At 40.5% G+C, this 12,431-nt stretch carries 19 protein-coding genes, 1 pseudogene and 1 riboswitch; of the genes and pseudogenes, 13 read left to right on the forward strand and 7 right to left on the reverse strand.

Going from position 1 to position 12,431, the window contains the following annotated elements:
* The first annotated feature begins 72 nt into the window (after positions 1 to 72).
* Positions 73 to 309, forward strand: coding sequence for a YrhC family protein (locus AR335_RS08590; RefSeq protein WP_053357755.1), 237 nt, complete (start codon positions 73 to 75; stop codon positions 307 to 309).
* A gap of 85 nt (positions 310 to 394) precedes the next feature.
* On the opposite strand, the gene menA is transcribed toward AR335_RS08590, so the two are convergent.
* Entirely contained in the window at positions 395 to 1,285 is an 891-nt protein-coding gene (gene menA, locus AR335_RS08595) for a 1,4-dihydroxy-2-naphthoate octaprenyltransferase (RefSeq protein ID WP_062234273.1), read from the reverse strand.
* 593 nt (positions 1,286 to 1,878) lie between these two features.
* Between menA and AR335_RS23835 the strand changes: the two genes are divergently transcribed.
* From AR335_RS23835 to AR335_RS24680, 3 genes are all read left to right on the forward strand, one after another.
* Positions 1,879 to 2,028, forward strand: a complete 150-nt coding sequence (locus tag AR335_RS23835) for a hypothetical protein (RefSeq protein ID WP_156418903.1) — start codon at positions 1,879 to 1,881, stop codon at positions 2,026 to 2,028.
* Positions 2,029 to 2,159: 131 nt separating this feature from the next.
* Positions 2,160 to 2,309, forward strand: coding sequence for a YrzI family small protein (locus tag AR335_RS23020; RefSeq protein ID WP_082316189.1), 150 nt, complete (start codon positions 2,160 to 2,162; stop codon positions 2,307 to 2,309).
* A gap of 106 nt (positions 2,310 to 2,415) precedes the next feature.
* Positions 2,416 to 2,586 (forward strand): hypothetical protein, encoded by a 171-nt coding sequence (locus AR335_RS24680; RefSeq protein ID WP_199805070.1) that lies wholly within the window; start codon positions 2,416 to 2,418, stop codon positions 2,584 to 2,586.
* Between the two features lie 2 nt (positions 2,587 to 2,588).
* Here the strand turns inward: AR335_RS24680 and AR335_RS08600 are convergent, their stop codons facing one another.
* Positions 2,589 to 3,311 carry a TPM domain-containing protein gene (locus AR335_RS08600; protein WP_062234276.1) on the reverse strand — a complete coding sequence of 241 codons (723 nt, stop codon included), beginning with the start codon at positions 3,309 to 3,311 and terminating at the stop codon, positions 2,589 to 2,591.
* Positions 3,311 to 3,877 (reverse strand): LemA family protein, encoded by a 567-nt coding sequence (locus tag AR335_RS08605; protein WP_062234279.1) that lies wholly within the window; start codon positions 3,875 to 3,877, stop codon positions 3,311 to 3,313. Before AR335_RS08605 ends, AR335_RS08600 begins: the two co-directional genes overlap by 1 nt.
* Positions 3,878 to 4,034: 157 nt before the next feature.
* On the opposite strand from AR335_RS08605, the gene AR335_RS08610 reads away from it, so the two are divergent.
* Together AR335_RS08610 and AR335_RS08615 are read left to right on the forward strand one after the other, a co-directional pair.
* Complete coding sequence (locus AR335_RS08610) at positions 4,035 to 4,238, forward strand: CsbD family protein (RefSeq protein ID WP_062234282.1); 204 nt, start codon at positions 4,035 to 4,037, stop codon at positions 4,236 to 4,238.
* Positions 4,239 to 4,521: 283 nt separating this feature from the next.
* Positions 4,522 to 4,731 (forward strand): annotated as a pseudogene (locus AR335_RS08615) (carboxymuconolactone decarboxylase family protein); the annotation flags it as partial.
* Positions 4,732 to 5,046: 315 nt separating this feature from the next.
* Here the strand turns inward: AR335_RS08615 and AR335_RS08620 are convergent.
* Positions 5,047 to 5,349, reverse strand: a complete 303-nt coding sequence (locus AR335_RS08620; RefSeq protein WP_062234285.1) for a hypothetical protein — start codon at positions 5,347 to 5,349, stop codon at positions 5,047 to 5,049.
* A gap of 470 nt (positions 5,350 to 5,819) precedes the next feature.
* Positions 5,820 to 5,935, forward strand: a riboswitch (SAM riboswitch).
* Positions 5,936 to 6,009: 74 nt separating this feature from the next.
* On the opposite strand from AR335_RS08620, the gene AR335_RS08625 reads away from it, so the two are divergent.
* On the forward strand, positions 6,010 to 7,128 hold the full coding sequence (locus AR335_RS08625) for a methionine biosynthesis PLP-dependent protein (RefSeq protein WP_062234289.1): 1,119 nt from the start codon (positions 6,010 to 6,012) through the stop codon (positions 7,126 to 7,128).
* Entirely contained in the window at positions 7,121 to 8,299 is a 1,179-nt protein-coding gene (gene metC / locus AR335_RS08630) for a cystathionine beta-lyase (protein WP_062234293.1), read from the forward strand. Before AR335_RS08625 ends, metC begins: the two co-directional genes overlap by 8 nt.
* Positions 8,300 to 8,535: 236 nt before the next feature.
* On the opposite strand, the gene AR335_RS23840 is transcribed toward metC, so the two are convergent.
* Complete coding sequence (locus AR335_RS23840; RefSeq protein WP_156418904.1) at positions 8,536 to 8,685, reverse strand: hypothetical protein; 150 nt, start codon at positions 8,683 to 8,685, stop codon at positions 8,536 to 8,538.
* Between the two features lie 33 nt (positions 8,686 to 8,718).
* Complete coding sequence (locus AR335_RS08635) at positions 8,719 to 8,901, reverse strand: hypothetical protein (protein ID WP_062234296.1); 183 nt, start codon at positions 8,899 to 8,901, stop codon at positions 8,719 to 8,721.
* Between the two features lie 174 nt (positions 8,902 to 9,075).
* Between AR335_RS08635 and AR335_RS08640 the strand changes: the two genes are divergently transcribed.
* On the forward strand, positions 9,076 to 9,579 hold the full coding sequence (locus AR335_RS08640; RefSeq protein WP_062234299.1) for a YhcN/YlaJ family sporulation lipoprotein: 504 nt from the start codon (positions 9,076 to 9,078) through the stop codon (positions 9,577 to 9,579).
* A 92-nt stretch (positions 9,580 to 9,671) separates the two neighbouring features.
* On the opposite strand, the gene AR335_RS08645 is transcribed toward AR335_RS08640, so the two are convergent.
* Entirely contained in the window at positions 9,672 to 10,445 is a 774-nt protein-coding gene (locus tag AR335_RS08645) for an alpha/beta fold hydrolase (RefSeq protein WP_062234302.1), read from the reverse strand.
* Between the two features lie 298 nt (positions 10,446 to 10,743).
* Between AR335_RS08645 and AR335_RS23025 the strand changes: the two genes are divergently transcribed.
* The 4 genes from AR335_RS23025 to AR335_RS08660 all read left to right on the forward strand — a co-directional run bounded on the left by AR335_RS23025 (position 10,744) and on the right by AR335_RS08660 (position 12,419).
* On the forward strand, positions 10,744 to 10,875 hold the full coding sequence (locus AR335_RS23025) for a DUF4023 domain-containing protein (protein ID WP_082316190.1): 132 nt from the start codon (positions 10,744 to 10,746) through the stop codon (positions 10,873 to 10,875).
* 383 nt (positions 10,876 to 11,258) lie between these two features.
* On the forward strand, positions 11,259 to 11,573 hold the full coding sequence (locus AR335_RS08650; protein ID WP_062234305.1) for an ArsR/SmtB family transcription factor: 315 nt from the start codon (positions 11,259 to 11,261) through the stop codon (positions 11,571 to 11,573).
* The gene (locus AR335_RS08655; protein WP_062234308.1) at positions 11,566 to 12,015 is read left to right on the forward strand and encodes an SRPBCC family protein; all 450 of its coding nucleotides are present in this window, start codon (positions 11,566 to 11,568) and stop codon (positions 12,013 to 12,015) included. Before AR335_RS08650 ends, AR335_RS08655 begins: the two co-directional genes overlap by 8 nt.
* 14 nt (positions 12,016 to 12,029) lie before the next feature.
* Entirely contained in the window at positions 12,030 to 12,419 is a 390-nt protein-coding gene (locus tag AR335_RS08660) for an SRPBCC family protein (protein WP_062234311.1), read from the forward strand.
* Positions 12,420 to 12,431 lie beyond the last annotated feature (12 nt).

Below are 12,431 nucleotides of genomic sequence, written 5' to 3' on the forward strand. Positions count from 1 at the left end.
CAAATATTACGTAGTCGGCAGCCACCTGATATATGTTATTGTAAAATAAGAGGTTAGGAGGCTGATTAAGTAATGGATTCAAAAGTTATTCAAGATATTAAAGTTAAAATTCAGGATTATCAGCACTACGGGATTATCCTTTTATCATTAAGCTCGTTTCTTTATTTAGGAACTGTGATTCCTTTTGCAGGGAAAGATACAGCAGATGCGATTGTCTGCGGAGCAACTTCCATGACAGGGCTTGGTTTTACTGCTCTTATGTATTATCAAGCGAAGAGATTAAAGAAACGTTTACAAGAGATACAATAAATAAAAAAATCCGGCAGCCATGATGGGCCGCCGGATTTTTTTATCTGGATTTAGCGCCAGAACAAGGCACTAAAGCTTATAAGTCTTATATTGAAATACCGATGAATGTACCGATGCATAGCAGAAGACCAAAGCCTAAATGAAGCATTGCTGTGAGTCCGAGTGCTTTGTTCAGTTCTTTAGGCTCCCAGGTGCGGGCTGCTATTCCTACTGCTTTTAATGCAATCGGCAAAGAAACGATGGCGATCAAACTCCATGCAGGAAGCAGTGAAGCAATTACGAGCAGCAACAGGATAATATACGTACCAAGCATTAAAATATAATACTCGATTCGAGCTCCTTTTTTGCCGATTAATCCTGCAATCGTAATCTTATTGATCAATTTATCCGTATCGATGTCCCTCAGGTTATTGGCGTGCAATATGGCCATGATCAAGAATGCATTTGGAAGTGAAATAAGTACCGTTTCCCAGTGAACCGTTAGCGTCTGGACGTAGTAGGAGCCAATAACAGCCAAAACTCCAAGTGTCGTTCCTGAAGCAAATTCCCCAAAGCCATTGTATGCTAGCGCATAGCGGGTAGCTGTATAAAAGTACCCAATCAGGAGAGAAGGAATTCCGATATATAAAATAAAGCTGCCTGTCAGACTGGCCAAAATTAATCCGATAATACTTCCTAAAGCAAAGAAGATGAGTCCTGTAATATGGACTTGCACAGGTGTCATTTCCTTACGGTCAATCACTCCGGACGGGCTGAGCGAGCCAGGCTGGTCAGCACCTTTTTTATAATCAAAGTAGTCGTTCACCAAGTTGGTCCCGCACTGCATGAATATAGCGCCTGCGAGTGTTAATAAAAAGATTCCCCAGTTGATCTCCGTCCATTTCATGGCGAGAATGGTACCGAAAAGCACAGGTATGATAGAAGCCGTCAATGAAAATGGCCGGGTAGAGGCCAATATAGTCTTAGGGCTTATCATAATCGTTCCCCCTATCTTACGAAATACAAATTATTAGGCATATCCATTATAAAACAAATGTTTGTGAAAAAGTACACATAATGCTTGTGTTTTATACAAAAAATGAAATTTGTGATGGTAAGTATGGAATGTTTTTCTTTCTATGAAATTCCGCAAAACAACGGGTATCTTTCATAAGGAGGATGCATATAAATAAATTGTTTGGTAAAAGAGGTTTACAAGTTACCATGATGTGGTTATAATTACCATGTAAGAAAAATCAGAATTTATTGAAGGAGGTCGAACACCATGATGCAAAGTAAAACAATTTCAACTCTGAAGCAACTGAATAAATCAAATAGATGTTCGGCCGTTGGACAGTAGTCTTTTTTAACAATTCATTTGGATAAAAAAGCGCCGCAGGCTGAACGATGCCTGTGGCTTTTTTGTGCCCATTTTTGGGTTGGCCGCAGGGGATCTTGTACTGCGGCCTTTTTTTATAAATATCAACTTGAGGGAGGAGAGAAAAATGATGATTAGTATTGCTTTGTTGACTTGGTTCTCTTTGGAGAAGGATATGACCTGTTGATTTTAAAATTAAAGGAGGATTTACTATGTTTACACGACAATTATTTTTTGGCACAATTACTGTTTCTTTCAAACGAAAAATCAGAACGCATCAAGAAGTTGTACATCAGCAAGAGGTGAATGAGAGGTTCGAAGCCAGCCGCGATAAAGTCGTGAATACGGTCCTAACCTTTTAGTAAAGTTTGACAATAAAAATTAATGGAGGGATAAATATGATGGTAAAAAGATACCTGGCGTTTCTAAATTGGATCATAACGGAGAAAGATACGACCTGAAAGGATAACCAGGAAGGAAAGGAGGAACCTGTATGTTTACACTAAACCTTTTCTTTGCTACGATTACCATTTCATTAAACAAGAATGAAATGACGTACAAAGAATATGTGCACCAGCAAAATGTAAATGACTTGTTCGATGCTGCTCATGCAAAAGCAATCGACGCGAATTACATTCGTTAATAGATAGAAAAAAGCCCTGGCTTGCGCAAATTATAGTGCGAGGCAGGGCTTTTGCTGTATGATGAAGATATAAATCATAAAGAAGGGTTAAAAGGGTTGAACGTTCATGAAAAAAGATATTCATTGCTGTGCCACCTGCATCAATTTTAAGGTTTCAAGAACGGAGCAGGGGATGAAATATGAGTGTACAAGGCTTGGATATGAAACCCAGCCTTCCTATAAATTCAACTGCTGGGAACCAAAGGATCACATCAAAAAGTGGCTGGAAGAAGAATAACTTTACCAGCCTCTTCCTGCCCCGCCACCGCCGGAAGACCCGCCACCACCACCGCGCCGTCCACCGCCACCGCCTCTGGATATCATGGAGAGGATCATGTAAGTCAGAAACCCATTAAAAAATTTTACATCCAAAAAGATAACCACTACGATGATAAGAATGTAAAACCACGAGAAAGGATCTTTTTTCTTTTCGTTAGGAGGAGGGTTATCCTGTCCCTTGTATTCTTGTGTGATCTCTTTAGCAAGAGCCTGATACGTTTGTGTGACAGCCGAGTCAGGCTTCCCTTGTTTCATATAGGGAATCGCATTTTCGTCCAGAATCCTTCCAGCTTTTCCGTCTGGAATAGCACCCTCAAGACCATATCCAACTTCAATCCTGATTTTCTTCTGTGACATGGCAACGACGAGCAGTACGCCGTTGTCCGCTTTTTTCGTGCCAAGCCCGTACGTCCTATAGGCTTTATTCGCATAGTTCTCAATGGGTTCACTTCCAATAGACTTAACGGTCAGAACAGCAAGCTGTGCTGTCGTCTGATCTTCCAGCTGTCTTCCCAATGACAGCAACTCTGCTTCTTGCTGTTGATTTAAGATGTTCGCGAAGTCCTGAACATAAATATCTCCCGTTGGAGCAGGTATCTTTGCTGCTGATACCGGTTCTCTGGCTGTTAGTATGGTGAAAAAGAGAAACACCATCAAAAGGAGGGAGAATCTTTTGGAAAGCATTATCCGTTTCCTCCAAAGTCTACTTTAGGGGGCTCTTTTGCGTTGGCATTGGCCTTAAAGTATTCTTTTTTATCAAATCCTCCTATCCCAGCAATTAACGCTCCAGGAAATCGTTTTACTTTTTTATTATAGGAAGCGACTTCCTGGTTGTAATCCCTTCTGGCTACGGCGATCCGGTTTTCGGTACCTGCAAGTTCATCCATAAGTTGAGTAAACTGTTTATCAGCTTTAAGGTTCGGGTACCGCTCCTGAATGACAAGAAGCCTGCTTAAAGCGCCGGTTAATTGGTCATTGGCTTGTGCCTTTTCCTGAGTTGATTGTGCACCGGCCAGGCGGGCACGCGCATCGGAAATATCCTTTATGACCTTCTTTTCATGTGAAGCATAGCCTTTGACGGTATTTACAAGGTTAGGCACCAAATCTACACGTCTTTGCAGCTGAGTCTCAATCTGCGAGTAGGACTGATCAACATCCTCTTCCTTGTTGACAAAACCGTTGTAGCTTGCTACAAACCAAATAATGATAACACCTATGATGACTACAGGCCATATCCAGCTTTTTTTCATATGTACACTCCTTCAGCAAATTTCCATTAATTTTTAGTTTTCCCCTATCTTATGATTTAAAAACAGAAAATATGGCTTAGGCTTAACAAGATTAAAATGGCTTAATAGAGGGTAAACACTCTATGTAGACGGATATAAAATGAAGGAGGAATAGACGATGAATGAAGATCAAACAAAAGGGAAAATGGATCAGGCCAAAGGTGAAGCAAAAAGAGAGCTAGGCAAGCTCACTGGAGATGAGAGAACAGAAGCAGAAGGCAACAAAGACAAAGCAAAAGGAAACATCCGTGAAGGTTATGGCGATGCCAAAGAAAAAGCAACAGATACAGTAAACAGCTTATTTGATAATAAAAGAGATTAAGTAAAAGTGAAACAAGGCCAGCTCCGAAAGGGACTGGCCTAGTTTTTTGATTAAATATCCCAATGTTGACGGAACCAAGTCACGAAACTGGCAATATTGTTTTGCACAGCCATTTCCACTAATCCCTGCTTGGTGAATAAATAAATTTTAATTACCCTTTAATTTTTGTCACAAAAAGAGGGAGTTAATTGTCTTATTAGTGATTGCAAATTAAGGAGGAATTGAGTATGGAAACAAGATTTTTAATGGGAAAGGTCAATCCAGGAGGTTATGAGGCAATGTTGAACCTGCGTTCTTTTCTCCTGAAGAACGAGCAGTGCCAGCGCTGACTGAATCGATCACACTCGTAGCTGACTCCCATGTTCCAGATGAAGTATATAGGGAAGTAGCTGAACATTTTGAGGAAAAACAAATAGCGGAAATCATCATGCAAATCGTAACCATCAATGCATGGAACCGCATTGGAGTTTCCACAAGGTTAATGCCGGAATAGATCAGATTCATTAACTATTAAAATGCAAATGGAGATACGCGTATCTCTATTTTTATTGGAACGTAACAGGTTTATTGACGAGGGAGCTGCTTTCCAGTAATGATAAAGGGTTCCCCAGCCATCAATAATGAATGCAAGGACCGAAGTGAAGGGGGTGACCAATAACACGAGTTTACATTTCTTATTTAAAAGTAATACACCTGCCAACCAAGGCAGCACCATATAAAGCAGATAAGAGGCCAACATGCCATCACCAAATTTATGACTTTGGAGATAGCATGTTTCATCCTTTCATTCAAAACGAAGGGCACATTTCTATTTTACAGGTGCAATAAAAAAGGAACAGTATTTTGAATTAATGAACAGTTGATGTAATCGAATATCCAGCTGTTCATCTATAGATTTCGGAATGGTTATCACTCCTTTTTTATTAATCTTTATATATTTGGCTCCCTTTACTTCGTTTATGGTATTGGCTTGAATGATGATCGAGTCGTCTTTTTTACATACAGTGAGGAGGTCATTTTCTGTTATATTAAATTCCTCTCTCCAAATGGCAGGCAGCAAGATGACACGATTTTTACCAGGCATATAGTATTTATCTGTCTCAACTATCAACTGTCAGACTCCCTTAATTAGTAGTTTTTAATAAATATTACCATTCCTAACATTTTTTCAAACTGATAAAAACGTTTCAATTTTACTCAGAAGATTTAGGTTAAAAGCTTTTATTTGCTTAATTTCTGTGCGTAAACCGACTATTTACCTGCGAATATGGTAAATGGAACCAGTGTTTTCAGAAAACCTCTTTAAATACAGGACTAAAATCATCAGGTGAAAATGTAATAAAGGTAGGTGCTGATTGAGAAAAACAAAAAAAGAAAAAAGTATCTCATCGTTTATCAGAAGAGTTAGCCCTTTTACTAAAGTACGTCCCGTGTTTTAACTTTCGAGTACCTTACCAATACAGCCGCCAATGTAATAAAGGTTAATTGGAATTTTAAAAAAGCAATATTTTTTGAAATATCTATTGAAACATTCAGAATATTATTGTAGAGTATAAATTACAATTTGATACGTGATTTGTTTTCTTATCAAGAGAGGTAGAGGGAATGGCCCGATGATACCTCAGCAACCTTCAGCCGCGGATGGCTGAAAAGGTGCTAAATCCATCAAGTTCGTTAATGAACTTGAAAGATAAGAAGAACGACAATTGATATTTCTCAAAAGTCTTCTTCTTAGAAGGCTTTTTTTATTTTATTTATTAGGAGGATCTCCATGTATAAAACGGAAACAAAGCTTGCTCAGATTGGCAACCGAAGTGAAGACCGGACAGGATCAGTTAATCCGCCCGTTTATTTTTCAACCGCTTATCGCCATACCGGGATAGGAGAATCAAGCGGGTATGATTACATACGCACCGGCAATCCGACACGCCAGCTGCTTGAACAGGCGATCGCGGACCTGGAGGGAGCGGACCAAGGCTTTGCTTGCAGTTCGGGAATGGCCGCGATCGCCACCATCCTCTCCCTTTTTCAATCAGGGGATGAATGGATCGTATCCAGCGATTTATACGGCGGTACTTATCGGTTATTGGAAGAAGGCTATAAAAAATGGGGGCTGTCCTGTAAATACGCAGACACGGCGAATCCTCTTGAAATTAAACAGGCGATTACTGAGAATACCAAAGCGATTTTTCTGGAGACCCCGACAAATCCTTTAATGGAAACTTGTGATATCCAGGCGATTGCTTCTATTGGAAAGGAACATGGTCTCCTCGTGATTGTAGACAATACATTCTACACGCCTTTGCTTCAAAAGCCGATTGAACTTGGGGCAGATATCGTCATCCATAGTGCGACAAAATATCTTGGTGGACACAACGATGTACTCGCAGGACTCGTTGCTGCAAAAGGAGAAAAATTATGTGAAGAATTGTCCTATCATCATAATGCTACGGGTGCCGTTTTAAGCCCTTTTGACGCCTGGCTGTTGATGAGAGGCATGAAAACCTTGGCATTAAGGATGAAAAAGCATGAAGAAAACGCAAAGGCGGTCGTCGGTTTTCTCCAAGAACATGAAGCCGTTGCGGATGTGCTTTACCCGGGAAGAGGAGGAATGATCTCCTTTCGCCTTCGTAAAGAAGAGTGGGTGCCTGGCTTTCTGAAGGCTGTTTCACTGATCACATTTGCGGAAAGCTTGGGCGGAGTCGAAAGCTTCGTCACCTATCCGGCCACTCAGACCCATGCCGATATTCCGGATGACATTCGCATCAAGCGAGGGGTGTGCAACCGGCTCCTTCGGCTGTCTGTTGGAATTGAAGATGAAAATGACCTTATAGATGACTTATCGCAAGCACTTCAAATTGTTCAGAAGGAGGCAATCCCCCATGAGTGACTATTCCTGTTATCATTTTCAAACCAAATTGCTGCATCATAAGCATAAGACCGATCCGACAACTGGTGCGGTCAGTGTACCGATGCACCTTTCTTCAACGTTTCATCAGGAGGATCTCGACAGTTTCGGAAAATATGACTACAGCCGGTCAGCCAACCCGACAAGAGAAGCGTTGGAGGAGCAGATCGCTCTCTTGGAGGGAGGCTGCCGGGGATTCGCTTTCTCTTCAGGAATGGCCGCTATATCGACAGCTTTTCTGCTCCTTTCTCAGGGTGATCATGTTGTGATTTCAGAAGATGTTTATGGCGGTACTTTCCGAATGGTAACGGAAGTGCTCACAAGACTGGGGATTACCCATACTTTTGTAGACATGACTGATCTGGATGCAGTTGAGAGAGCCATTCGTCCGAATACAAAAGCTTTTTACATCGAGACACCATCCAATCCACTGTTGAAAGTAACGGATATACAGGCGGTAAGCGAGCTTGCAAAAGAACAAGGAGCACTGACGTTTGTGGATAATACGTTCTTAACACCGGCTCTTCAGCAGCCTTTGCAGCTTGGTGCAGATATCGTTCTTCACAGTGCTACGAAGTTTCTTGCCGGCCATAGTGATGTCGTTGCAGGACTTGCGGTTGTAAGGGATGGAGAGCTGGCAGAACGCCTTTATTTTCTGCAAAATTCCTTCGGAGCCGTGTTAGGGGTACAGGATGCCTGGCTTCTCATGCGCGGTTTGAAAACGTTGTATGTCCGGCTTCGCCATTCCTCAGAGGCAGCTGGTAAACTCGCTGATTACCTAAATCATCATCCTCTTGTTAAAAAGATACATTACCCGGGGCTGAAAGAGCATTCCGGTTATCAATTGCAGCGCCGGCAAGCAGAAGGGCCTGGAGCTGTCTTTTCCTTCGAGCTTGAAAGCGAACAGCTGGTAAGGCCGTTCACTTCGCACCTTCAGATTCCGGTATTAGCGGTAAGCCTTGGAGCAGTAGAGTCCATATTGTCTTATCCGGCAAAAATGTCACATGCTGCAATGCCAGAGCATGAACGAAGGAAGAGAGGAATTACCAATACGCTTTTCCGTTTTTCAGCAGGGCTTGAAGACCCTGAAGACCTGATTGCTGATTTCGAGTTCGCATTAGCTCAAAGCACGATCCAGGCACTTGCAAAATAGAAGGTCATCGGATTTTGATTGCCGATGGAGCAATGGGGCATAAGGGCCCATGTTTCACACGAGCCATAAAAAGTGGCTCTTTTTTTTGAATTATGCCTCATCGTTTTGTTTATAAAGAGGGACAGCAAATCAGTGTTTAATGAAACACTGTTTTGCTGTCCTATATAGATTTTGAAATCAGAACAGGCAAAAAATGTCTTAAACCTGATTTTTCGTCCGTTTATATTTATATCCGACTAATCTTCGTTCAGACTGGATATCGTCCCATCTTTCACTAAACCAGTAGTTGAAGTATCATTACTGGTTATTTTCTCTGGTTCCTCTTGCTTCTGATCAGAGGCAAGAATTCTTATCCGACCATGAGTATCATGTTTAGAGTTCATCATTTATCCCCTCCTAATTTTCCGCTTTATAAAGCATTACTGATTATTGGACTGTTGTTGATTCTGTCCCTGCATATCAGTTCCCAATCCCATCATATTTGAAGCAAGCGGCATCATGTTTTTCATTTTTCCTCCATTGCCACTCAGCATTTGATACACAGCAATACCCACTCCTACCGAAGCGATAATTGGTAAAATCGTATTTATATTTGTTTTCATCTACATCATCCCATTTTAGATTTTTGTCCATTGCTGAACCATATTATTTTGTCTAAAACAAACTGAATAAATTAAGTCGATTATTACCAATGAATAATAATCGGAGAAATTCTCCTTTGATGCATAATCCGGGGGGAATTCCAAAAGATAACGATAAAAGAAAGGAGAGAACATATGAATAAAAAACGAAATCTTATTCAATTTTTGGTGATCGTTTTCATGGTAGCTGTTTTAACAGCCTGTATGAATAACCGAGATAATAAGCAGGGAATGGATAATCAGAACAGAAATATGAGGAATATCAGTACTGATGAAAATACAGGTGACAATAATAACCAAGACAACCGACTGGATGTTGCAGATGAGGCTGCTGATCAAGTTGTCCAGCTTCCGGAAGTACGTCAGGCGAACGTCATCGTTACGGGTAATAATGCCTATGTGGCAGCTGTTTTGGAAGATGGAACAAACGGAAAGCTGACAAAGGAAACCGAGAAAAAAATAGCAGACAGAGTAAAAAGCACAGATCCTGATATCAAAGACGTATTTGTGTCCACTAACCCTGACTTTGTGGATCGTGTTCAAAAGTACGTGAACGATGTTCAGGCCGGAAAACCTGTCAAAGGTTTCTTTGAACAATTCAGCGAGATGGTTCGCAGATTATTCCCAACACAAAGATAAAAATTTCGGACTAAAAAATGAGGAAAAAGAGAAAATCACTCTTTCCTCATTTTTTTATGGCTGGCAATAAGACCTTATTTGAATAGTTTTATTCATTCTGTATAGTTCTCAACAAACTGTACAATCAGCCGATTTAGTTCATCCGCTGCTTTTGTAGGGATCTGGTGTTTGACTTTGGGAATGAACTTTAGTTCATTATAAGGCAAATTTTCATGAAGGAGCTTAGCATAAATGTGAAAGGGCTTATCTTTTTTACCATAGACCAGCAGGATGGGAAGATTAATGTTTGCCAGCTGCTTGGTGCAATTATAGTGCAAACTAGAAGTGTAATACTCCTTGATATTATGAGAAGATCCTCTCCGGCCAACTTGAAACATCTGTATAAACAGCTCTTTTGTAATCGAATTGGTCCAAGAAGTGGACAAAGCCAAAACGGGGACAGCACCTATTTCCGCGAGCTTGACTCCTGCAGAAATCTTATCCTTAAGCTTTCTGTCCTTTACTTCAGAAATCCCTCCAATAATTATTCCCCCAAGCGCCCGGCTCGAATTACTTTGCAAATACTCCAAAACGATAGAGCCGCCCGTCGAGTATCCGCAAATAAATGCTTTTTTAATTTCAAGATGATCCAACAGGCTGATAATATCATCAACAATGAGTGGATAGGTCAGTGGCTGTTTTGAATACTGGCTTCGTCCATGACCTCTAATATCAAAAGTGATAATCTTATACTTTGTGGATAGCCCCTCTGCCTGATATGTAAAATTTAAGGAAGTAAGTACGGGAGGATGAATAAAAACAATGGGAATCCCTTCTCCTTGAACAGTATAGTACAGTTTAACGTCCCCAACATCCAGTAGTGGCATGAAAATCATTCACCTCAGCTTGAAATACTATTCATAACGTCTGCTAAGCTTGTTGAATTATTCATCAAAATCTAAAATTGCCGAATTTGAAAAGATCAGGACTAACCAATCATATTAGACAGATGAGCTTATATTTGCACAGTTAAGTGGTGATTAAATTAACAGTTTTAAAGTTAAAAAATTCTTGATATTTGTTGGAATTTTTTCAGTGTCGAAAACGAATTTAAAGAAGTATGAGTAATTTTACTTCCAAATGGAAAAAGTAACAAAGGAAATAATGAGAGGGGGCTGTGTATCAGTGGAAAACACAAGTGATTTTGTAGAAAAATTGCACGAAAACCAGGAAAAAGCCGAAAAAAATAAAAAGCATCAAGGCAAAGGTAATCCAGGGACCAAGCTGCCAAATAAGCAGCACGGTACAAACAAATAGCTTTTGGGTACATTTATTTTATAGAAAAAGGGGCTGTCCAGAAAGTCGAAAATTGACCTTCAGGCAGTCCCTTTTTGGCTTGAAAAATCTTCAATGAAAAGTTAATTGAAGTGGAAGATGCGAGACTCCTCGAAAATGAACTTCACATTTTCTTCGTGCGATAAAAAGCTGCCGGAGCCTTCCTTGTCCTGCGGGACTAGCGTGACAGGTGAGACTNCTTGCACCAAAAAGTAGGCGTTCACGCCGGTAAGGCTCACCGCACGCCCCGCGGAAAGCGAGCAGCCTGGAACGGAAATCAACAGCTTACAGACTTCTTGGACAGCCCCTTTTTTAAATAGGATATTTAAGTTGACACTTAATTAAGTCAATGCTAAATTATATGTATGATTGAAAAAGCGATTCATTCATTATCCGTACCTACACGTCGTGCCATATTAGATGTATTGAGAGGTCGAGAGTTGGCTTCTAGTGACATTGCTTCACACTTTGAGTTATCAGCGCCTGCAATATCTCAGCATTTGAAAGTGCTGCATGACTCAGGCATGGTGGTTGTCCGCAAATCAGGAACTAAACGTTATTATCGAATCAGAAGGGAAGGTTTCGCAGATTTAAAAGAATTCGTAGATCAGTTCTGGGACAATAGCCTGTTCGCCTTGAAGGTAGCAGCTGAAGAGGAAGAAAGGAGAAAACATGAGTAAGCCTACCGAAAATCTTAGAAAAGAAATTTGGATTGATTGTAGTCCTAGTACGTTATTCACTTTTTTTACAGATCCCGACAAAATGAACCGGTGGATGGGAAGACATGTATTGCTGGAGCCAAAAATCGGAGGGAAGTACTGGATTGACATAAACGGTGAAAACGTCGCTACTGGTGAGTACAAAGAGCTCATTCCAAATGAAAAGGTTGTACTTACTTGGGGATGGAAAGATTCTGAGGTAATGCCCCCCGGATCAACGACGGTTGAATTTTTGTTGAAACCACAATATCAGGGTACTCTTTTAATATTAAATCATTATGACATCCCTGTTGAAAAAGTACCCACTAATCAAAAAGGATGGACTCATTATATTGACCGTATCAAACATTTAGGAGAAGGAAATGATCTCGGAGCAGATCCTTGGTCAGTACAAGGTAAATAAAGGGAGGGAAAATTATGTCTACAACTATTCAAGAAAAAATCAAATTTAACACCACTCCAGAAAGACTATATCAAGCGCTAACGGATTCCAAGAAGTTCAGCGATTTAACTGGTGCACCTGCAGAAATTCATTCTGAAGAAGGAGGATCTTTTTCCTGTTTCGGTGGAATGATTGCGGGAAGAATGATTGAGCTCATTCCTAATAAACGAATTGTTCAAGCATGGCGTGCAGGAAACTGGGATTCAGGAGTTTATTCAATAGTGAATTTCGAATTGTTTTCAGAAGGAGAAAATACTTTATTATACTTCAATCATATCGGTTTTCCTGAAGGACAAGGGGAGCACTTGAAGCAAGGATGGGAAGAAAATTACTGGAAACCATTAAAAAAATATGTAAGTGAATAAGAAGTAGAGAAA

It is taken from the genome of Fictibacillus sp. FJAT-27399 (genome assembly GCF_001510655.1).
GTDB lineage: Bacteria > Bacillota > Bacilli > Bacillales > Fictibacillaceae > Fictibacillus_C > Fictibacillus_C marinisediminis.

Bases quoted from the DNA above. Each gene is read 5' to 3' on its own strand.
- AR335_RS23840 (WP_156418904.1), bottom strand. From the start codon at position 8,685: ATGATGAACTCTAAACATGATACTCATGGTCGGATAAGAATTCTTGCC.
- AR335_RS08600 (WP_062234276.1), bottom strand. From the start codon at position 3,311: ATGCTTTCCAAAAGATTCTCCCTCCTTTTGATGGTGTTTCTCTTTTTC.
- AR335_RS08650 (WP_062234305.1), top strand. From the start codon at position 11,259: ATGATTGAAAAAGCGATTCATTCATTATCCGTACCTACACGTCGTGCC.
- AR335_RS08655 (WP_062234308.1), top strand. From the start codon at position 11,566: ATGAGTAAGCCTACCGAAAATCTTAGAAAAGAAATTTGGATTGATTGT.
- AR335_RS23835 (WP_156418903.1), top strand. From the start codon at position 1,879: ATGTTTACACGACAATTATTTTTTGGCACAATTACTGTTTCTTTCAAA.
- AR335_RS08625 (WP_062234289.1), top strand. From the start codon at position 6,010: ATGTATAAAACGGAAACAAAGCTTGCTCAGATTGGCAACCGAAGTGAA.
- AR335_RS08610 (WP_062234282.1), top strand. From the start codon at position 4,035: ATGAATGAAGATCAAACAAAAGGGAAAATGGATCAGGCCAAAGGTGAA.
- AR335_RS08590 (WP_053357755.1), top strand. From the start codon at position 73: ATGGATTCAAAAGTTATTCAAGATATTAAAGTTAAAATTCAGGATTAT.
- AR335_RS08605 (WP_062234279.1), bottom strand. From the start codon at position 3,877: ATGAAAAAAAGCTGGATATGGCCTGTAGTCATCATAGGTGTTATCATT.
- AR335_RS08645 (WP_062234302.1), bottom strand. From the start codon at position 10,445: ATGCCACTACTGGATGTTGGGGACGTTAAACTGTACTATACTGTTCAA.
- metC (WP_062234293.1), top strand. From the start codon at position 7,121: ATGAGTGACTATTCCTGTTATCATTTTCAAACCAAATTGCTGCATCAT.
- AR335_RS08640 (WP_062234299.1), top strand. From the start codon at position 9,076: ATGAATAAAAAACGAAATCTTATTCAATTTTTGGTGATCGTTTTCATG.
- menA (WP_062234273.1), bottom strand. From the start codon at position 1,285: ATGATAAGCCCTAAGACTATATTGGCCTCTACCCGGCCATTTTCATTG.
- AR335_RS08660 (WP_062234311.1), top strand. From the start codon at position 12,030: ATGTCTACAACTATTCAAGAAAAAATCAAATTTAACACCACTCCAGAA.
- AR335_RS23020 (WP_082316189.1), top strand. From the start codon at position 2,160: ATGTTTACACTAAACCTTTTCTTTGCTACGATTACCATTTCATTAAAC.
- AR335_RS24680 (WP_199805070.1), top strand. From the start codon at position 2,416: ATGAAAAAAGATATTCATTGCTGTGCCACCTGCATCAATTTTAAGGTT.
- AR335_RS08635 (WP_062234296.1), bottom strand. From the start codon at position 8,901: ATGAAAACAAATATAAATACGATTTTACCAATTATCGCTTCGGTAGGA.